The following is a 20,546-nucleotide window of genomic DNA, read 5'->3' as shown; positions in this document are numbered from 1 at the left end:
ATGAGCAAAATACTTGTAGCTGATGATGAAAAGAATATTAGAGAAGGAATTGCTACTTATCTTGAGGATGAAGGGTATTTTGTTTTCACTGCTAGCGACGGAGAAGAAGCTCTTGAAACAATTGAAAATGAAAATCTTGATGTAATAATATCTGATCTGAGAATGCCCCAGATATCTGGAGAAAAATTGCTCAAAATAGTTAAAGAAAAAAACTTAGAAATACCTTTTATTATTTTAACAGCACACGGAACAGTTGATTCTGCTGTAGATGCCATGAGAGAAGGTGCTTACGATTTTTTAACAAAACCCTTAGACCTTGAAAGACTTTTACTAATAATAAAAAGATCATTAAATAAAAAAGAAAATAACGAAAATGAAAATGTCAATTTAGAAAATATAATAATAAGAAAAGATTTAAAATACTATGAAAAAATCATGGGAAAATCGCTACTAATGCAAAAAATTTTTGAACTTGTAATAAAAATAGCAAACTCAAATGCATCTGTTCTTATAACAGGAGAAAGCGGTGTTGGTAAAGAAATAATAGCAGATGCTATTTTTGATCTTTCTAATAGGAATGACAAACCATTTATAAAAGTAAATTGCGCCGCACTTTCTGAAAGCATCCTTGAAAGCGAACTTTTTGGCCATGAAAAAGGAGCATTCACTGGTGCAATTTCCCAAAAAAAAGGTAGATTTGAACTTGCAAACAAAGGTACAATTTTTCTTGATGAAATAGCAGAAATTTCGCCTGAAATTCAAGTTAAACTTTTAAGGGTACTACAAAACAAAACCTTTGAACGTGTTGGGGGAGAAACTACAATTAAAGTTGACATTAGACTTCTGGCTGCAACAAACAAAAACATTGAAGAAGAAATTAAAAAAGGAAAATTTAGAGAAGATTTATTTTATAGATTAAATATCATTAATATAAACATACCGCCCTTAAAAGAGAGAAAAGATGATATATCCTATTTAACAAACATACTAATAAGAGACGTCGCAAAAGAAAACAATAGAGAAGAAAAAACTCTTTCTAATGATGCAATGAAAGCTCTCTATTATTACGATTGGCCAGGAAATATTAGAGAATTAAAAAATGTACTTGAAAGAGCATTAATATTATCAAAAGGTAAGCAAATCACTAAAGAAGATTTACCGGCAAAAATTAAGAATAATGAAAATCTTACATTTAAAATAACACTACCAATAGGAATTAGCCTAAAAGAAGCCGAAAAAGAAATAATAAAACAAACACTTTTTCATTCCAAAAACAATAAAAGCAAATGCGCCGAAATATTAAAAATAGGAAGAAAAACTTTACATAATAAAATAATCGAATATCACATTGATCAATAAGATTTATTTTAAATTATTAAATTATAATCAATACAAAAAAATAATATCGCTTTAAATTAAATGTATATTTTTGAAACCAAAAAATTTTTTAATATCAATAATTATATTAAAATGAAACACTTTCTTTAAAACTCTGGGTTCAAAAGTGTAAAAATATTTTTATTAGACATATAATTGTACACCATTATTTATTAATAATCAATATAATTTAATAATATTATATTTGGCTGCCTGTAATCAATCTTTACTTTAAAAACTTTAAAGGATTAATAGGAATATTTTTTTTTAATATTTCAAAGTGTAAATGGGGCCCTGTTGAACGCCCCGTTTGCCCCACCCTTCCAAGAAATTCACCCGATTTAATTAAATCTCCTCTCTTTACAGAATATGAATTTAAATGCCCATAAAGAGATTTGATATTATTTTTGTGACCAACTACAACAAAATTGCCATAAAGATCGTTATATCCAACTTCAATAACTATTCCAGAAGAAGAGGAATACACTTCCGTATTCATTGGAGCTGCAAGATCTATTCCCGTATGAAAACTTTTATTACCAGTAAAAGGATCATTTCTAAATCCAAAATCAGAACTAACAATAAATTTTTTTAAAGGAAAAATAAAATTAGAATTCAAAAAAAAAAGTAACTCTGTACCTGAAAAAAGTCCGGAATCTGGGTTCTTGGCAAAATCAAAAAAATAAAACTCATAAACTCTGTCATTCCTTTTAATTTTTACTTTTTCGGCTTTAGTAAGATCTCTTGTTGCTAAAAGCAAATTATTAAATCTATAATCTTTACTATCAAAAACAAAAACTCCCTTTTTACTAGGAATAAGAATCTCTTGCCCAACGCTTACAAAAGGAGAATCTAATAAATTAACAGTAGCAATACCAGACTGCCACCCATTTATTTTGTTAGCAATTTTAAAAAAAGTATCCCCCTTTTTAACTTTATATAAGTAAAAAAACAAGGGAATATGTTCTTTTTTATTATATTTAAAAACTTTAATTTTAAGATCAGAAAAAATAGGATCTTTTCTTGAAAAATTTTTTATTTCTGGATAAGAAAAAACACAAATTATTTTCAAAAAAAAGAAAACTGCTTTAAATAACAAAAAAATTTTACTCATACTACAAATTATTTCACGCTTAATTAATCAAATATAATAAAAAACATAAAAATAATAAATCATGTTTGGGCTTGTAAATAATAACAAACTGTAATAAACTGTCTTTCAACATGGAGTTAAACGAATACCAAGAAAAAGCAAAAAAAACTGCTAAGTACAAAAATAAAAAAGAAGAATTAATTTTAACAACACTTGGTCTTGCTGGTGAAACTGGAGAAGTTGTTGAAAAAATAAAAAAATTAGGAAGAGACAAAAATTACATTATTGATGATGAGTATTTGATGTCAATTAAAAAAGAGCTCGGAGATGTTTTATGGTACTTGTCAACTTTAAGCAACAATTTAGGTATTACACTTGAAGATGTTGCCCTTACAAACCTAAAAAAAATAAAAAAGCGACATGAAAATGGAACAATAAATGGTGAGGGTGATGACAGATAAAACATTTAAATTGAAAATAATAAATACTTAAAATCTAAAAATAAAAATGCTTAATATTTATATCAAGGGAATTTTACTTGGAATTGCAAACATAATCCCAGGGGTCTCTGGGGCAACACTGGCCTTAATGCTAAAAATTTACTACAAAATAGTAAATTCTATCTCAGAAATCTTAAAATTCGCAGAAATTAAAAAAAATTTAATGTTTTTAACTATTTTGGCAACAGGAATGTTAACCTCAATATTATTGGCTGCAAAAATATTTAAAGCTTATGTCTTTGACAATGGAATAATAGAAGCATTGCTAATGGCATTTTTCATAGGATTAACATTTGGGAATATGTTAACACTAAAACCAAAAATATCTATAAAAGAAATAAATAGTAATACAAAAATATTAAAGCATTTGTTGTTTTTTATTGGCATGGTCATTATTGTACTTTTCTTAATAATCAAAGAATCTAATATACAATTGCAAAGTACAATACTTCAAGACAAAAACTCAATAAAATATTATTTATTATTAATATCCTCTGGAACAATAAGCGGAGCATCAATGATCTTACCAGGAATCTCAGGATCTGCAATGCTTCTACTACTTGGCTTTTATAAAGAAATAATACTCATTATATCCGAATTTAACATTGCTCTTATTACAATATTTGCAATATCTCTAACAATAGGAATAATTACATCAATATTAATAATAAAGAAAATAATAGATAATCACTTAAACAATTTTATTTATTTATCAAAAGGCCTAATTTTTGGATCAATTCTGCAAATGATATTAATAGTATTAAAATTAAATTTTAAATCCGACTTTACATCTTTTACATCTTTAGGAATAGCACTTATCCTAGGAATGCTTACAAACAAAAAAATAGCCGAAAAATGTAAATAAAACCTTTGGAAATACCGAAGACCGGACTTGAACCGGTACGGAGCTTCCTCCTCAGGATTTTAAGTCCTGTGTGTCTACCATTTCCACCACTTCGGCATAGAATAATATAATAAATAATAATATATTATGATGTCAAGTCAAACAAGAAAATAAATCCCAAAACTCAATTGATAACTATTTTTTGAGGAAAATTCTCAATAGAATAATTGTTGTGCAAATAATCTGCAATTGCAAACATAAATGAATACAAAGAAACTCTAGCAAAAAAATTAGAAAAAACTCTAAAATCAATCTTATTCGCTAACATTGAAATATTGTTTGAATCATTTATTAAACTAAAAAATCCATTTTTGATTAATAAATCAAAAATAAAAAATTCAGATTCATCTAAAATAAACATTAATTTATCCATTTGGACTTTTAAATATAAAATTTGCTCACTAATTTGCAAACTAGCAGAATGTTTAATAAAATCATTGCTTAAATTATAAATAACAATACCATAATGCTTATCCTTAAATTTAAAATCAACAAGCAATCCTAATTTTAAATTATCATAATCTTGCACTACACTCAAAACTTTAATATTTATTTTACGCTTAGAAAGAATGCTAACAGAAAGTCCTTTCCCTTGATCAATGAAATAAGCATTCTTAAAAGTGCCAAATAAAACTCTATTATTGATTAAATCAAGAACATTTTTATTTTCAAGGTTCTTAATAATTATTAAATCAAAACTTTGATCGAGAATATTATAAGCAGAATCTAATAATTCTTGAGAAGAATTATCATTTAAATTAAAATCTGCAACTTTAAACTCCAAAACACTAAAATCTATATCTATAAAATTACAGGAAACAAATAAAACACTAAGCAGAAATAAACTCTTCAAGTTGACACTTTGTTTCAACAACTTCAAATACAAGTCCATACTTTTTTGCAGCGCCACTGTCTAACCAAAAATCCCTATCAGTATCCTTTTCTATTTTAGAAATTTTTTGACCTGTTTCTTTTGAGATAATATTATTAAGTTCTTTTTTAACTTTATTTAACTCATTAGTATAAATCTCAATATCTGTGGCAACTCCTTTAAATCCACTCAAAGGTTGATGCAATAAATACCTGGCGAAAGGCAATGAAAATCTATTTTCTAATTTTGCAGCCAAAAAAATTAAAGCAGCGGCACTAGCAACAAGTCCTACTCCAACTGTAAAAACTTTGGGCTTAACAAAACGAATCATATTAAAAATAGCAAATCCAGCATCAATATCGCCTCCTTCTGAATCAATATATACAAATATAGGCTTTTTAAAATCTAAGGTCTCTAATAATAATATTTTTTCCTGAAAAAGCCGAGAAACATCCTTGGTAATCTCACCAGCAATTACTATTGATCTGCTCTTTAAAACTAATTTCAATGACTGATCATGCAAAACACTACTATTATCATCTTCTTTACTGGTCATAAAACATCCCTTATACAAAAACATAATGATATATTATAATTGAAAATAAAAGGTTTTTAAATGATAAGGAAACATAAAAACTAAACAATTGCAACTAATTTCTGAAAAGAAAAAGACTAATAAATATTTAATTAAACTTCATTATAATCAAAAAATACTCTAAATTTATAAATAAATAAAATCAAAAAGGGGTTTATGATGCATTATGAATTTGCAGTTATTGGGGGGGGAATAGCAGGAAGCACCGTTACTTACGAACTTCTTAAAAGAAATAAAAAAGTAATTCTTTTTGATGATGAAGATACAAAAGCAACAATAGTAGCAGGTGGACTTATTAATCCTATTATGGGCAGAAAAATGAACATTGCATGGAAAGAATCGCATATTTTTGAATTTGCAAAAAATTACTATCAAGAAATTGAAAAAACCATTAAATCTAATTTTTTTATAGAAAAAAATATCTTTAGACCATTTACTACTGAAAATCAAAAAAATAACCTGATTGATAGACTTGAAAATGATAAAAACATGACAAACTTTATTTTGAAAATAAAAGATGGCAAAATTTATAATTTCTCAAAAGACTCTAACGGAGGAATGGTAATAAAAGGCGCTAGGATTAATACAAAAATCTATATAAAAAATATTAAAAAATATTTAATCAAAAAAAAATCATACATAAAAAAAAATATCGATGAAAATAAAATTAAACTTGAAGAAAGTTTTTTCAAAATAGAAGATTTCAAATTTGAAAAATTAATATTTGCAAAAGGATATAAAGAAAAACTTAAAGGATTTTTTTCTTACCTACCATTTGAGCCTGCAAAAGGTGAAATCATAATATTAGAATGCAAGAAATTAAATTTTAAAGAAGTTTACAATAGACACGTATCTTTAATTCACCTAAAGGGGAATAAATTTTACCTTGGAGGTACTTACGAATGGAATACTTGGAATACACTTACAAATGAATGGGCAAAATTAGAATTATTGGAAAAATTTAAAAAAATAACAAATCTAAAATGCAAAGTCATTGCTCAAAAAGCACACATAAGGCCTTCAACTCTTGACAGAGAACCTTTCTTGGGAGAACACCCAAAGCATAAAAATATCTTCATACTAAATGGTTTTGGAACAAGAGGTATATCTATGGCACCATACTTATCCAATTTATTAGTTGACAATATTGAAAAAATTGACAAAATTCCAAATCATTATAATATTAAAAGATACGCAAACTATTACAATAATGTGCAACATTTTTAAAATCAAAATTTTTAAATTCATGCTGACAAGCGATTTCACATCTTAATATTTCTAAATTAATGAAAAAATAATATAATGTTTAAGTTAAGCTAAAATAATTCTTATCCAAAGAGAAACTAAAAGTGAAGCAAAATTTAACAAAACAATTAAAATTAATTAACACTTTCAAGGCAAACCAGGAGAATAATCTTTGGGATTCAACATTAACATTATAGGAACTGGGGGAACAAGACCGCTCCACAATAGATATTTGTCATCCGTACTAATCGAATACAATGGGGACAATTTTTTATTCGATTGTGGAGAAGGAACTCAAATGTCTTTAAGAAAACAAAAAATATCTTGGCAAAAAATAAAAATGATTTGTATTACACACTTACATGCTGATCACATTACAGGGCTACTTGGAATAATAATGCTAATGTCACAAAGTGGAGAAACAAGAAAAGACCCATTAATAATCGCTGGACCTGTTGGAATAAAAAACTATGCAAAAGCTAATATAGAAATGCTTAAAATATATAAAAATTATGAAATAATTTATAAAGAAATAATCATAGATAAAACTGAAAAAATAATATATGAAGATAAAACAAAAAAAATTGAATACACCGGGCTAAAACATTCAATAGAATGTGTTGGATATTTATTTATAGAAAAAGATAAGCCTGGCAAATTCAATACAGAAAAAGCAGAAGAGTTAAATATTCCCAAAGGGCCTATTAGGAAAACCCTACAAGATGGAAAAGAAATACTAATAAACGGAAAAATTATAAAACCATCAGAAATACTTGGAAAATCTAGAAAAGGATTAAAAGTTGCGTACATTACAGATACTGGTTATTTTAAAGAGCTAATACAGCAAATCAAAAATTTTAACCTTGTAATAATTGAGAGCACATTTAAAAATGAGCTTAAAAAGGAAGCAGATAAAAAACTTCACTTAACAGCGAGTAGAGCTGCAAATATTGTCAAGCAAGCAAAAGTTTTACAAACAGGACTTATTCATTTTAGTGAAAGATATACATTAAGAAAAGATCTTGAAAACTTACTAAAGGAGGCAAAATTGGAATATCCAGATGGAGAAATTTTTTTAACAAAAGATGGAATGAGGCTTGAAGCAAGCAAAAATAACTTTATTATTAAATAGGAGGGTATATGATAAATGTAGAAAAAGTTAGCAAAATGTATGGTTCATTTACAGCGCTATTTAATGTTAGCTTTAAGGTTAAAGAAGGCGAAGTGCTTGGCATACTTGGCCCAAACGGAGCCGGAAAGTCCACATTAATCAAAATCTTGACATCATTTCATTATCCAAGCAAAGGTAATGTAAAAATTTTTAAAAAAGACATTGTAGAGTATTCAAAAGAAATACTACAACACATAGGATATGTTCCTGAAAAACTAGCTCTTTACCCAGAACTTTCTGTTAAAGAATATTTAAAGTTTATATCAGAAATAAAAGGTGTTAAAAAAATAAAAAAAGAAATTGACAAAGCAATAAGCATATTCAAATTAAAAGAAGTTGAAGATAAGCTGATTTCTCAACTTTCAAAAGGATTTAAACAAAGAGTAGGAATAGCGGGTGCTTTAATAAACAATCCTAAACTTGTAATACTCGATGAGCCAACAAATGGTCTTGATCCAAATCAAATAATTGAATTTAAAGAATTCTTAAGAGAACTTGAAAAAAAAAGTACAATATTATTCTCTTCACACATACTAAGCGAAGTAGAATCTATTTGTAAAAGAATAATTATTGTAAACAACGGGGTAATTGTTGCTGATGACACAAAAGAAAATATTATTAAAAATAAACTTAAGGAGATTGAAATAGAATTAATAGTTTCAAAAAACTCCGAAAATGAAAAAAAATTTTTCAATAGCAAAAATGATATTTTTACATTAATACAACTTGAAGATCACGAGAAAGACTTAAACATTTCATTAAAACTATCTCAAGGAAAAACAGAAGAAGATCTTTTTAGCTACATAGTAAAAAATAATATCATCTTAAAAGCAATGATCCCAAAACATGAAAGCCTTGAAAAGATATTTAGTAAATTAACCAAGGAGAGAAAAAAATGAAAATAGATTTAAAGCAATCTTTATCGCTTTCTAAAAAAGAACTAAAAATATTATTTGGAACTCCAACTGCATACGTTGTGATGCTATTTTTTTTAATATTCATAAACTTTTCATTTATCTTTTTATCAGGATTTTTTATTAAAGACAATGCATCTCTTACCTCTTATTTTTCTTCAATGCCTATTATTTTGATGTTAGTGCTGCCAGCACTTAGCATGGGAGTGTTCTCAGAAGAGCATAAAACAGGAAGCATTGAACTTCTTTATGCTCTACCACTAAGCCCTCAAGAAATAGTCTTAGGCAAATTTATTACGCTTAAAATATTTACCTTAATACTATTCTCACTTACCTTACCTCTTACAATAATGACAATTTTCATGGGCGAATTTGATCTTGGAATAATATTGCTTCAATATTTAGGGATAATTCTTTATTCTCTCTCGGTTTTAAGCATGGGAACATTTATTTCGTCTATTACAAAAAGTCAAATAGTCTCTTACATTTTAACCGTATTTATACTGATCTTAATACTATTTTCTGGGAAATTGGTTATGATCTTTGGGAAAGAAAATATAATAGGAGAAATGCTTAATTTTATTTCAATAACTAATCACTTTAGCTATTTTAATATGGGCATACTAAACTTATCAGACTTTATTTATTTTATTACATTCACAATCACGTTTTTAATACTAACCACACACAGCATAACGCTAAAAAAATGGAGATAAAATTATGAAAAATAAAGAAAATGAAGTTTTAAACCTAACTTTAAACCTTACAATAATCTTTTTGATTTTTTGCAATATATCTATTTTCATTTTAAAAATAGACTTTACAAAGCACAAAGCTTTTACAATATCTAAAGTTACAAAAAATTTGTTTTCAAGTGCAAATGAAACAATATATATAACATATTACAATTCAGGAAGCCTTGAAAACTATTTCGCCTTTCCAAACCAAATAAAAAATTTTTTAATAAGTTTTTCTGATGCTTCAAAAGGAAAAGTAATTTATAAAGAACTTGATGCCGATAAAATTTCAACACCCTTAGAGCACATCGGCATTCCTTCTCAGCAAATCGACTTAAGAGATATTAATCAACTCTCAATACTCAAAATATATTCAGGAATTGAAATTATTTACGAAGGAAAAAGAGAAGTAATACCAATCGTAACAGAAATCAGTAATTTAGAATATGACCTTGCAAATGGGCTTGACAAGCTAATAAACAATACAAAAAAAGTTTTAGGACTTGCTTTTGGAGACAGCACTTTAAAAGAAGCCCACAAAAACTTTTCTGAAATAATGCAAAAAGCATTTGGTATTGAAATAAAAGAAATAGATTTAAAAACTGAAAAATTAGAAGACATAAGAAAAGAAATAAATGGATTATTCATTATTGGTGCTAAAGAAATTGATAAAGAGATTGTAGAAAAAATTGACGATTTTATTGTTAACGATGGAAAAATATTTGTTGCAACAAGCACAATTGATTACAATCCTCAAAATCCATATGGCATAACTCCTATTAAATCTAAGCTATTTGATCTATTTGAAAGCTATGGTATAAAATACCATGATAATATTATTCTTGATAAAAGAGCACCCACTATCTTTTTAGGTGGCAATTTTCAAACTTACTATCCATGGATCTTAATAGACAAAAGCAATATTATAAAAAAAGACATACCATTACTAAAAAATTTTTATACTGCTACAATTCCTTGGAGTAGCTCATTAGAACTTGTCAAAAAAGATGAAGAAGAAGTAAAATTTTTACCTCTCTTTGCAAGCTCTAAACAATCATGGCAAGTTAAAGAACCCAATCTTTCAAACATATCTTTGAATGCATTCGAAGTCCCAAATAAATTTGATGAGAATAAACTCAAAATACTAGGATATGCAATTGAAGGAAAAATTAAAAGTCCTTATAAAGAACAATATTCCAAAAATTCTAAAATAATCTTAACAGGATCAAGCATGATATTTAGTGATTATATGTACAACGGTTCTCCATCAAATTTCGAACTATCAGGAAGAATTTCAGACTATTTAATGCAAAAGGAAGAATTTTTTAATATTAAGTCCAGAGAAGTAAGAGCTAAATTAAAATTTCCAAGCTCCTCAAACGAAATGGTCAATGCAAAGTTTTCATTAATAATTGTTAATTTAATTATTCTTCCAACAATAATATTAATATTTGGACTTGTTAGATTTACTAAAAAAAGAAAAGCAAATTAAGAATAAAGGAGTGTTTATGATAAAATCAAAAATATTCTCAATCAATAAAGAAAAAATAAAAATATTGATAATAATAGTGCTAACATCTACATTTTTATTGGGAATAATTTTTTCAAATGAAAATAAAGTAGCAAGGATTCTGGAAGAAAAATTTTTCGATTTTGACTTAAATTTAATTTCTAAAATTGAAACAGAACTTGAAGGAACACTAACAAAACTTGGTAAAGATTGGATGTTAACATATAACAAACAAAATATTCCCGTTGACAATAAAAAAGTTAATTCTCTAATCAAAGCATTAGATGAACTTCAAAAAAACAAACTTGTAAGCAGAGATCAAAAAAAACACAAAGAACTCGGAATTGGGGAAAATCCAAGCTTCAAATTATTTGACAATAATAACAAACTGTTAACAGAAATTTTTGTTGGAAAATCAGGAGAAGGTGATTCAAGATTGGCATACATTAAAGGCAGTGACGAAAATGTTTACTTAACAAAAAATATTTTCTTATCATATAAAGGTAATTCTTATAATACATTTTCAGATACTACATTATTTCAAGAAAAAAACACAAAATTAGAAAATTTATCATTAAAAATAATAAGAAAATTAAACAAAGAAAATGAAAATAATATAAATAATAACTATGAGATTACCACTAAAGATGGCCTTTATTTTTTAAATAACCAAAAAATGCCAAAGGAAAGACCTTTAAATATTATTGCTGAATTTAAAGCTGATGGACTTGAAATTGATAAATCAAAAATAGATGACTATAAACTTCATTACAAAATTGAAGTTAAATGGAGCAATAAAAGTGTTAACAATATTGAAGTTTACCTTAATAAAAACGAAGAAAATGACAAAGACATATTAATCAAAAAAGATAAAGATGAATATTACTACATGACTAGCAAATGGACTTTTTTTGATGTATTTAACTTAGAAAAAAAATTAATAGAAAAAGATAATATTTCTAGCAATGATAATCAAGTAGATCACCATGAACATTAAAACAATACAGATTAATCTTGCTATGTATTAAAAAAATAAAACATATAAAAACAAATATAATAAAAATTAACCATTACAAAGACAACATTTTATCAAAAGATAAAGTGTTGTTTTACTTTACTTAATGTTAGTTCAAGTTCGAATAAAAAAATCGTCTATTCAGCTATCAAAAATCAACTTAAAATTCTTATAGAAGAAAAGTAAAATAAAATTTAAACGAATAGATTCTTTAATTTTTAGTAAGTAAAAATTTAACTTTTTTTAAAACTTCATACTCTTGTTTAATTTTAAAAATATTTCTATTAGGATTTAACTCAAGCTCACTTTCTATCCTATCAATGAAATTTATTAATACGGCTTTTTCATCGCTATTTAGCGCAACATTGCTTAAAGACTCTTTAGTATTAAATTTGCTCACAACCTTTTCAACATCATTAAAATTAAAATGAGAAAAAGAAGGATCCTCTTCAGTTATATTTTGGAAACTGGGTTTTTCACAATTGGAAACATCATTACTTTGGTTTCGATCTACTTCATCTCCCAAATTATCATTCAAATTTTTCTCTCCATAATTAGATAAAGAGCCTTCGGTAATTTGAGAATCCAAGTCCTCTTTTAAAATATTTTCAAAGTCATCAAATTCTTTAAACTCAAGACGTTCACCAGAACACTCAAGAATCGTATCATCACTGCCCCCCCCATGCTTGACGTTTCCATTCTCATCAATTAAATCTAAATGTTGTTTGTTATCTACAAAACTATCTAATTTTTCACTATGATCGTTATTATTATTTACCTCCATATTTTCTACGGAAACATTATCATTAACAACATCAATACTTTCTTTACTTTCTTTACTTTCTTTACTTTCTTTTTTAATAAAATCATTAGAAAAATTATCAGTCACATGCAAACTGCTGGCCAAATTCAAATCTTTATCTGCTTTATCTGTATTAAATTTAACATCGTGTTGAACGTCTTCATTTTCTTTTGGAATATAATTGATGCCTTCAAGCAGTGCATCTAATTCTTCTTGACCAATAGAAATATTAGGCAAATTGTCTTCTTTTTTAGAAAATGAATCGTCAATCTCAGATGACTTTTTTTCAAAATCTTTCGAATCGGAAGTAATAAAATCTCTTTGGACAAGCTTAAGTCCACCATCAAGCATTTCTTTCTCAACTCTCTCAACACGAAGCTCAACATCCTTTAAGCAATTAATCAACTCACCATGTCTTTCTTTTAATATGTTATCGAGTTTTAACAGCTTTTCATCTAAAAAATTTTTAAAATTATCTGAGGAAGTAGAAATAATATCAACAGACTCATTTCTTAAAAATACTTTTTCCATATCAAAATCAACTTCCTTTGGACCTTCTTTGATAAAAAAAATATTATTCTTCACGCCAACTTTGCTCTCCAAAACTATTCAATATAACTACAATCTAAATCAACTTTAACTACTTGTAAATATAGTATATTAAGAATATAATTACAAGTTATATGACTATTTATAAAAAAATTGCAATGTCTTTTTACTCGGGAATACTAAGCTACTTTATAATAGCCCCCATATTTGGAGAGAGAGGATTTGTTAATTATCAAAAATTGGACAATAACTTAACACTAATAAAAAATCACATCGAAAAACTAAAAGAAATCCAAAAAGAATTAAAAGCAAGATATATTAACTTGCAAGTATCTAAATCCGAAATTTTAAAAGAAGCCAACAAATTGGGATACTACCCAAAAAACTCAACAGTAATAAAAACCAATAATAATAAAGATCAATATCACCAGGGTCAAATATTAACCCTACAAAAACCCCTTCCTAAGAATCAAAATTTCTACTTTATATCAATAGCAATAGGTTTAATTTATTATTTTTTATCAAGTTGTATTATCCAAACCAAAAAAATCACAAAAAGCAATAAACATTGAAAATATTTATTTTAAAAAATATAATATATTTATTAATTAATTTAATTTGTGCATCATTTTTTTGCTTATCGTTAGTAAATTTTTTTTCAAATGAACAACAGTATACCCCTTTTGTTAAAACAAATATCCTAAAAAATTACTTGCAATACATTGGAATATACAAAAGTATAGAAAGATATACACTGATACATAACTTTAACCCTAAATCAAAATTAGAAAAAAATTGCTTTTTAAAGCATATAGCTGGCAATTCATATATAATATACAAAACAAAAAATGAAGGAATACTATGGGGCGATTATCGGTATTCTCTATTGAGTAAAGGAGCGCCAACCACTAAAGTAATTTTTCAAAAACTATTTAATACTTTAAAAATTTCAATTCCAGGCGCCCTACTCTCTTATATTGCAGCAATGGTCCTCATTGTAATTTGGAAAATTTACATACAAAACAACCTAATAAACAATTTTCTAGAATATTTAATGCTATTGCTTCACTCCATGCCAAGAAACTTAACAGTATTTTTAATATTGTCTTTAATATATTACTTTAATTTAAATCCAAAAAATTTAATAATGGGCGGATTTGCATGGTTTTTTTCTTTTTTCATATTTAATTCTGTAATTTTCAAACAATCTCTTGAAAAAACTTTATCAGAATTTTACATAAAAGCTGCAAAATCAAGAGGAATAAATAAATTAAAAATAATCTTAAAACATGCATTAATTCCATCAATAACACCATTACTCACAAACATGAGACCTATTATCACAACTGCTTTTTTTGGAGCATCAATGATTGAATCAATGTTTGAAATTGATGGAATTGGAGCTTTATATTTAAATTCTTTAAAATTTAACGATTATGCTATTTCTAAAGATTTAATTTTTATTGGTGTTTTCATTATGCTTATTCCAAACATAATAACAGATATATTAATCTACAAAATCAACCCATATAAGGACACGCTAAGCTAATGAAACAAGACACAATAATAAAAAAAATTTATATCGCACTCTTTAGCATATTTATTGTATTGTTAATAATTACTCCAGCGCTTATTAATGAAAATTTAAAAATTGCAATCTACAAAAAAGATCCAAATAAAGTCTATTTAAAGACTACCAAAAACATGCCTATGCCACCCACAAAAGAAAATCCACTAGGAATCGATAAAAAAGGCAGAGATATTATGGCAAGACTAATAATTGCAACTAGAAATTCTATTTTACTTTCACTAAGCTACGCAACAATTTCTGCAATAATTGGAATTTTCATTGGAACAATAATTGGCATGTTTAATTTTGAAATTTGCATGCTAATTTCAAAACCAATCGAAGCATTGCAAACGCTACCTTTTTTTTATGTTGTGTCTCTGGTTTTTTACTACTTTTTAAAACAAAAAACTTACAATATGCTTCAAACAGCAACACTATTGGCATTGATTCATGGATGGATTAGGTTTGCTTTTATTGCAAGAAACAACACATTAATAATAAAAAATTTAGATTATGTTAAAGCCAGCGAAGCCATAGGAGCAAGCAAAATTAGAATAATATTGCGTCACATTTTTCCAGAAGTATTCTCATCAATATCATCCATAATCCCATTACAAATGGCAAGAAGTCTTACTACTTTTGAAGTAGTAAGCTTTTTACAAAAACAAGACAAAAGTCTATATCCCAGTCTTGGAGAACTGCTCAACTATATGGAAATGGGTAATAAATATCTATGGATATGGATCAATCCTCTACTCATATTAATAGGTATAAACATAATATTAGCAATAATAAATTTACAGCTAAGAAAAAAAATGAAACATTTAATATCATCTTAACTAAAAAAATTAACAAACTCTTGGAGCAAATTTTTCTAAAAAACAATTAACACAACTTACATTTCTAGAAGTGCAAATTTCTCTTCCGTGCTTATTGATAGCCATAGAAAATCTATACTGTTTACAAGGTTCTATTCTTCTTTTTAGATCCAGTTCGATCTTAATAGGAGAATTTTCCAAAGAAAGAGCATGCCTTGTAATAACTCTACTAAAATGGGTATCTACAATAATTGCGGGTTTATTGTAAATAGCTCCAAGAATAACATTTGCTGTCTTTCGACCTACTCCGGGTAGTTTAACAAGATCGAAAATATTATTTGGAATAACACCATTAAATTTTTCCAAAATATCAATAGAACAATTTACAATATTTTTAGCTTTCCTTGAATAAAAACCTGTCTTATAAATTAATTTTTCAACATCTCTCACATTTGCTCTTGATAAACTTTCAAAATTTCCATACCTTTCAAAAAGGTACGGAGAAATTTTATTTACCAAATTATCTGTTGTTCTTGCACTTAAAATTACCATTATTAAAAGTTCATAATTATTTTTATAATTTAAAAAAGGTTTAACATCGGGATATCTAAACAAAGTTTCATCAACAATCAAATCAAGATTAATCATAAAAAAATTATAAAACATTATAAACACAAAATAAAAATAAAAATAAAAAATATACAAAGCAAAGGTGTCTAGACTTTATTGACAAGGATTTTGCAAAATGATATACTCATCATTAGCATTTCAAAATGCACCAATAGCTCAATTGGATAGAGCAACAGACTTCTAATCTGTAGGTTTTAGGTTCGAGTCCTAATTGGTGCGCTTCTTCGGGATGTGGCCTAGTGGCTAAGGCACCTGCTTTGGGAGCAGGGGATCGTGAGTTCGAATCCCACCATCCCGAAATAATATTTAAAAAAAGCTAAAAACGTTGTTTTTAGCTTTTTAATATTGATAAAACTTTAATTAATTAAACTACAAAATTATTCAAATTTTCTTTAAAGTATTTAAATCTAAAGTAACTAGTCTTTTAAACTCGTCCTGCAAATAAACAAAATTCTTTCTCACAGAAAAACTAGTAAAAGGTAAAATTTTATTCTCTGAAAGGATAAACTCATCTAAATTTTCAGGAGAAAATTTAGCCAATCTCCAAGCATTACTACTGTCCTTAATAACTACTAAAATCATTTTAGAGTCAACATAAAGAGATGAATTCTTATTAATCTCAAAATTAGACTCTGACACCACTTTTAAATTCTCAAGTTTATTAAGTATTTGAAGCTTAGCTTTTCCTGAATCCATTTTAATAACAACTAAATCTTTTTCACGCTCATAAATCCCATAACGATGAATGCCTTGCTGAGTACTTTCTTTGAGTCTAACACCAGTATTTAAATCAATCAGTTGAAGCGTGCCTAAATTTGTAATCGGATCTATAACCTCTAAAAATACGGGATTACTGGAATCTATAGACATAGCAGCCAAATCTTCTTTTTCATTTAAAGAAGCAGGTTGGCTTTTAACTTGAGGCTTGACTTTTTGAGAATTAACATCTTTGTTATCTACATCCTCTCTTGAATCAACGTCACTATAAGAAGGCTTATCTAGCGGGGATAATTCATTAACCCCATTGTTGTTAGACTTGGAAATTTTATCTACTTTATCAACTTCAAAAACGGGTTTTAATGTTTTTTTACTATCTAATCTTTTATTATCAGATAATTTTTGATCTTCCGGCATCATGCGGTTTTCATCATTATTCAAATCGCCCAAACTTGCTTGAGATTTCTCTTTAATTATTTCTTCTTCCTTCTCTTTTTCTTTACTAGAAGTTTTAGAATCTAACCCTCTATTAGGATCTATTGCTTTATGATCTTCGCTTTTTAAAAGTTTTTCATCATTTTTTTTAATTTCAATTTGCTTTTCAATTTCTTTTTTTTGATTTTCATCACTAGCTTCTTTAAGCTGCTCTTGTAAATCTTCCAAACTCTCTTTTATCTGTAGCTGCTTATCAACTTTAGGAGAACTTACATCACCAGGTTTTGGCAAATTCTTTTCTTTATTAATCTCGTTAATATCCTCTTGAAGCTTTTCTCTAACAGTATCTCTTTGAATATCTAAATTATCTTCAGCAAAATCCAATTTTTGTTGAGCTTTCTCAAGATTCATTACCTTTTCATCTAACTCTTCTTTCTGTTTCTTTTTAGCATCTACCTGACTTTCAATTTCTTTTCTATGCTCTTCGTCTGTAGCCTTTTCAAGCTGATCCCTTAAATTCTCAATAGTTTCTGTTATATTGGAATCACTTTCATTAAAATTATCTAATTCAACATCAATTTTATCTTGATCTACTTTATGAGTTTCGCCTTGAATGTCTGTAATATCTCTTGCAAAGTTAACACCCCCTTCATTCTCACTCAAAAGAACCGCCACCACCTTATCTGTAACCAAACTGTCAATATCAATATCAGACTCAACTTTCCCAGATAAAATATTCTTCTTAAGAGGAATAAATATTTGTGTCTTACCAGCCCATTGACTGTATACCCTAGAAAGTCCCGCATTTTCTTTAGTTAAAGACTTCAAAGCAGCCTCAATATAAAACCCTTTATAATAATCCAAATCCCCTCTATAAACAGCATTATATATTGTAATAACCTTAGAAATTAATTCCGCACTAGATCTTTCATAATCGAAAGCCTTTATTAAATACCCTGCAAGAATTTTTCTTAAATTAAAGATGCTGTCAAGCTCTGACCTACTGCCGATAGAAAAAACATCAACACTTGCTTTTTTATCTTGATCGTCAATAAATCTATTAATAAAATATTTACCATAATAACTTGAGTTACTATTGGAATTAATCAATGGTTTTGCTAAAAACTCCCCAATACCCACTATTTGTTCATACGTATTTGAAAAATCATAAGGACCTTCATAATTTACAAACTCAAGATCCATATTTACAAAGTCCTTTAATTTTTCCCTATCAACTTCCCTTGCATTAAGAGGAAATCCATTCAAAAAAACAAGAAAAAAACTAAAGATTAGCAACATTTTTTTCATAAAAGAAATTCTCCTATAAATTAATTATAATCTACCTTACCAACTAAATTCACTAATTTAACCTAATTTTAACATAATCAGATTTATATACAAAACAGATAATTCAATCTTGAATGCTTGAAATAATTTCATTAATGTGTTTGTTAATATTTTCAGAAAAATTTTGCCGTCTCATAAACATTAATAAATTTATATACTTATTCTTACAAAGTTTGAGAAGTTTGTCTGTTGAATTTAAAATTATATTTCTCAAATTTAAAATCACAGAATAAGCTATTTCTAAATTGCCTTGATAATTTAACACTATATGTTGTATGTAATTATATATAATACAGTCTTGTCCATAATAACTTTCAAATTTGGTAATAGTTTGAACTATGGTAATTATATTATTAATATCTCTTTCTTTAATTGCCAAATTAATAAAACTCTTAATTGAAGCTTCATCATTAACACATACAAAATATCTATAAAGCTTGCCCCTTGAAACAATCCGATTAAATCCCTTTTCTGGCAAAAGCCAAACATTAAAAGCTTTTTTATATAAATTTAAATATTTTTTGGGAAAATTTCCATGTTCAGTTGCAAGAAAATCCAAAATCCCTAAAAATTTATCATAAGCAGCATCACTATAACTAGAATTAAGAATCTCATCGAGAAGTAAATAATTTTTATCATAATCTACAAAACCTTTCTCTTTTAAATCTATTCTACCTTGATTGTATTTATTACCTCTAAAATGGTTCCACACACTAACATCAAGATCTTTGTCATATTCGTAATAATAAGTACTCAGAACCCAATCACCTCCCCCTAAAACAATAATACCTGAATTAGCACTAAGTCCTGACAAATCCTTAAGATTAGCATCTACAAAAGATATATTAAAATCTTCTTCAAAAGACAAAACTCCATCTGATTTGGTTGAAACTAAAAGATTTCTATTATTATAAAGAACAGCTTTTTCAATCTCAAAATTCATTTTTTTTTTGAATTTAAGCTTAAAGTTTCTATTCAAATCAAAAAACATACCAACACTTGAAATTGCGACATATTCACCATTAAACTTTTCAAACAAAAAATTAATAGGAAAATTTAATTTAATAGAGCCAACAACTTCCCCAAAATCTCTCTCATAAGCAACAATATGTCCTGACTTATGTCCAACAACTACTTCCTTTTTTGTATTTATCATTAACAAAAAAGGAAAAGCAACCAGTCTGGAAAACCATTTCTTATTACCCAAAGAATCAAACAAAAATATTTCATTATTTTCACTTGCAATGCAAAAATCACCATTATCAAAAACTACAGGAGAAGTAACAGGTCTACCACCCATGTTGACCTCAAACATTTTTTTTCCACTATCTAAATCAATAGAAACAACCCTCTCATTAACAAGGGGAATTAAAATGCTAACATTTCCTATAGCAGGAGCACTCGAAGGTGAAAAATCAAGCTTATACTTCCAAACAAGTTTTCCTCTCTTAATCTTTTGAACTTCATTTCTAACTGTAATAACATAATACCCATTATCAAAATCTTTCAAAAGAAAAGAGTATGGAATTCTATTCAATCTATAAGAATATTTCTTCTCAAATGACATTGTATAAGTTGTCAACCATCTATCTTTTGTTAAAACCGTAATAGTATCACGTTTTTCATCAATAATTGGATTGCCTGCAACTTTACCAGTTAATGCTTTTTGAAAATATAAATTGATACTAGAATAAAGCCTTAAAAAAGAAGCTGAAAACACAAATATGAAAAGTATAACCCTCAAAA

The 20,546-nt window shown here is 27.1% G+C and carries 19 protein-coding genes and 3 tRNA genes; 14 read left to right on the top strand and 8 right to left on the bottom strand.

The genetic code is table 11. The features are described from left to right. Window positions 1-1,359, top strand: a complete 1,359-nt coding sequence (locus tag BVAVS116_RS03835) for a sigma-54-dependent transcriptional regulator (protein WP_006068248.1) — start codon at window positions 1-3, stop codon at window positions 1,357-1,359. A gap of 244 nt (window positions 1,360-1,603) precedes the next feature. Here BVAVS116_RS03835 and BVAVS116_RS03830 read toward each other — a convergent pair whose 3' ends face one another. Continuing rightward, window positions 1,604-2,491 (bottom strand): LysM peptidoglycan-binding domain-containing M23 family metallopeptidase, encoded by an 888-nt coding sequence (locus BVAVS116_RS03830; RefSeq protein WP_040351349.1) that lies wholly within the window; start codon window positions 2,489-2,491, stop codon window positions 1,604-1,606. Window positions 2,492-2,601: 110 nt separating this feature from the next. On the opposite strand from BVAVS116_RS03830, the gene BVAVS116_RS03825 reads away from it, so the two are divergent. Further along, window positions 2,602-2,931, top strand: a complete 330-nt coding sequence (locus BVAVS116_RS03825; protein WP_006068843.1) for a nucleoside triphosphate pyrophosphohydrolase family protein — start codon at window positions 2,602-2,604, stop codon at window positions 2,929-2,931. A gap of 46 nt (window positions 2,932-2,977) precedes the next feature. Continuing rightward, a complete protein-coding gene (locus BVAVS116_RS03820; protein ID WP_006068681.1) occupies window positions 2,978-3,835 on the top strand; it encodes an undecaprenyl phosphate translocase family protein in 858 nt (285 codons plus the stop codon). Between the two features lie 12 nt (window positions 3,836-3,847). Here the strand turns inward: BVAVS116_RS03820 and BVAVS116_RS03815 are convergent. The 3 genes from BVAVS116_RS03815 to BVAVS116_RS03805 form a co-directional block, all read right to left on the bottom strand. Then, window positions 3,848-3,931, bottom strand: a tRNA-Leu gene (locus BVAVS116_RS03815). 67 nt (window positions 3,932-3,998) lie between these two features. Continuing rightward, window positions 3,999-4,658 carry a hypothetical protein gene (locus tag BVAVS116_RS03810; RefSeq protein ID WP_006068558.1) on the bottom strand — a complete coding sequence of 220 codons (660 nt, stop codon included), beginning with the start codon at window positions 4,656-4,658 and terminating at the stop codon, window positions 3,999-4,001. A 46-nt stretch (window positions 4,659-4,704) separates the two neighbouring features. Continuing rightward, window positions 4,705-5,301 carry an ATP-dependent Clp protease proteolytic subunit gene (locus BVAVS116_RS03805; RefSeq protein WP_006068469.1) on the bottom strand — a complete coding sequence of 199 codons (597 nt, stop codon included), beginning with the start codon at window positions 5,299-5,301 and terminating at the stop codon, window positions 4,705-4,707. A 198-nt stretch (window positions 5,302-5,499) separates the two neighbouring features. On the opposite strand from BVAVS116_RS03805, the gene BVAVS116_RS03800 reads away from it, so the two are divergent. The 6 genes from BVAVS116_RS03800 to BVAVS116_RS03775 all read left to right on the top strand — a co-directional run bounded on the left by BVAVS116_RS03800 (window position 5,500) and on the right by BVAVS116_RS03775 (window position 11,914). Beyond that, window positions 5,500-6,567: an NAD(P)/FAD-dependent oxidoreductase gene (locus tag BVAVS116_RS03800; RefSeq protein ID WP_006068374.1), complete on the top strand. Its 1,068-nt coding sequence runs from the start codon at window positions 5,500-5,502 to the stop codon at window positions 6,565-6,567. Between the two features lie 190 nt (window positions 6,568-6,757). Then, the gene (locus BVAVS116_RS03795) at window positions 6,758-7,717 is read left to right on the top strand and encodes a ribonuclease Z (RefSeq protein WP_006068217.1); all 960 of its coding nucleotides are present in this window, start codon (window positions 6,758-6,760) and stop codon (window positions 7,715-7,717) included. A gap of 8 nt (window positions 7,718-7,725) precedes the next feature. Next, complete coding sequence (locus tag BVAVS116_RS03790; RefSeq protein ID WP_006068820.1) at window positions 7,726-8,655, top strand: ABC transporter ATP-binding protein; 930 nt, start codon at window positions 7,726-7,728, stop codon at window positions 8,653-8,655. Further along, entirely contained in the window at window positions 8,652-9,386 is a 735-nt protein-coding gene (locus tag BVAVS116_RS03785) for an ABC transporter permease (RefSeq protein WP_006068489.1), read from the top strand. Before BVAVS116_RS03790 ends, BVAVS116_RS03785 begins: the two co-directional genes overlap by 4 nt. A gap of 4 nt (window positions 9,387-9,390) precedes the next feature. Further along, a complete protein-coding gene (locus BVAVS116_RS03780) occupies window positions 9,391-10,899 on the top strand; it encodes a GldG family protein (protein WP_006068628.1) in 1,509 nt (502 codons plus the stop codon). A gap of 16 nt (window positions 10,900-10,915) precedes the next feature. Then, complete coding sequence (locus BVAVS116_RS03775) at window positions 10,916-11,914, top strand: DUF4340 domain-containing protein (protein WP_006068748.1); 999 nt, start codon at window positions 10,916-10,918, stop codon at window positions 11,912-11,914. A gap of 229 nt (window positions 11,915-12,143) precedes the next feature. Here the strand turns inward: BVAVS116_RS03775 and BVAVS116_RS03770 are convergent, their stop codons facing one another. After that, complete coding sequence (locus BVAVS116_RS03770; RefSeq protein ID WP_006068308.1) at window positions 12,144-13,319, bottom strand: hypothetical protein; 1,176 nt, start codon at window positions 13,317-13,319, stop codon at window positions 12,144-12,146. A gap of 98 nt (window positions 13,320-13,417) precedes the next feature. On the opposite strand from BVAVS116_RS03770, the gene BVAVS116_RS03765 reads away from it, so the two are divergent. The 3 genes from BVAVS116_RS03765 to BVAVS116_RS03755 are packed head-to-tail and all read left to right on the top strand — an operon-like array spanning window position 13,418 to window position 15,692. Next, on the top strand, window positions 13,418-13,855 hold the full coding sequence (locus BVAVS116_RS03765; RefSeq protein ID WP_006068442.1) for a septum formation initiator family protein: 438 nt from the start codon (window positions 13,418-13,420) through the stop codon (window positions 13,853-13,855). Further along, on the top strand, window positions 13,852-14,832 hold the full coding sequence (locus BVAVS116_RS03760; protein WP_006068720.1) for an ABC transporter permease subunit: 981 nt from the start codon (window positions 13,852-13,854) through the stop codon (window positions 14,830-14,832). The genes BVAVS116_RS03765 and BVAVS116_RS03760 overlap by 4 nt, the downstream gene beginning before the upstream one ends. Beyond that, window positions 14,832-15,692 (top strand): ABC transporter permease subunit, encoded by an 861-nt coding sequence (locus BVAVS116_RS03755; protein WP_006068910.1) that lies wholly within the window; start codon window positions 14,832-14,834, stop codon window positions 15,690-15,692. Before BVAVS116_RS03760 ends, BVAVS116_RS03755 begins: the two co-directional genes overlap by 1 nt. Window positions 15,693-15,701: 9 nt before the next feature. Here the strand turns inward: BVAVS116_RS03755 and BVAVS116_RS03750 are convergent, their stop codons facing one another. Beyond that, window positions 15,702-16,337 carry an endonuclease III domain-containing protein gene (locus BVAVS116_RS03750; RefSeq protein WP_006068689.1) on the bottom strand — a complete coding sequence of 212 codons (636 nt, stop codon included), beginning with the start codon at window positions 16,335-16,337 and terminating at the stop codon, window positions 15,702-15,704. 109 nt (window positions 16,338-16,446) lie between these two features. On the opposite strand from BVAVS116_RS03750, the gene BVAVS116_RS03745 reads away from it, so the two are divergent. Then, window positions 16,447-16,520: transfer RNA gene (locus tag BVAVS116_RS03745), tRNA-Arg, on the top strand. 6 nt (window positions 16,521-16,526) lie between these two features. Further along, window positions 16,527-16,599: transfer RNA gene (locus BVAVS116_RS03740), tRNA-Pro, on the top strand. Between the two features lie 83 nt (window positions 16,600-16,682). Here the strand turns inward: BVAVS116_RS03740 and BVAVS116_RS03735 are convergent. Together BVAVS116_RS03735 and BVAVS116_RS03730 are read right to left on the bottom strand one after the other, a co-directional pair. Further along, complete coding sequence (locus BVAVS116_RS03735; RefSeq protein WP_006068783.1) at window positions 16,683-18,761, bottom strand: P83/100 family protein; 2,079 nt, start codon at window positions 18,759-18,761, stop codon at window positions 16,683-16,685. 103 nt (window positions 18,762-18,864) lie between these two features. Continuing rightward, entirely contained in the window at window positions 18,865-20,544 is a 1,680-nt protein-coding gene (locus BVAVS116_RS03730; RefSeq protein ID WP_006068414.1) for a PQQ-binding-like beta-propeller repeat protein, read from the bottom strand. Window positions 20,545-20,546: the final 2 nt, after the last annotated feature.

It is taken from the genome of Borreliella valaisiana VS116, from assembly GCF_000170955.2.
Lineage (GTDB): Bacteria > Spirochaetota > Spirochaetia > Borreliales > Borreliaceae > Borreliella > Borreliella valaisiana.
Note: the sequence above shows the minus strand (reverse complement) of the source record. Positions and strands in the feature narration are given on the sequence as shown.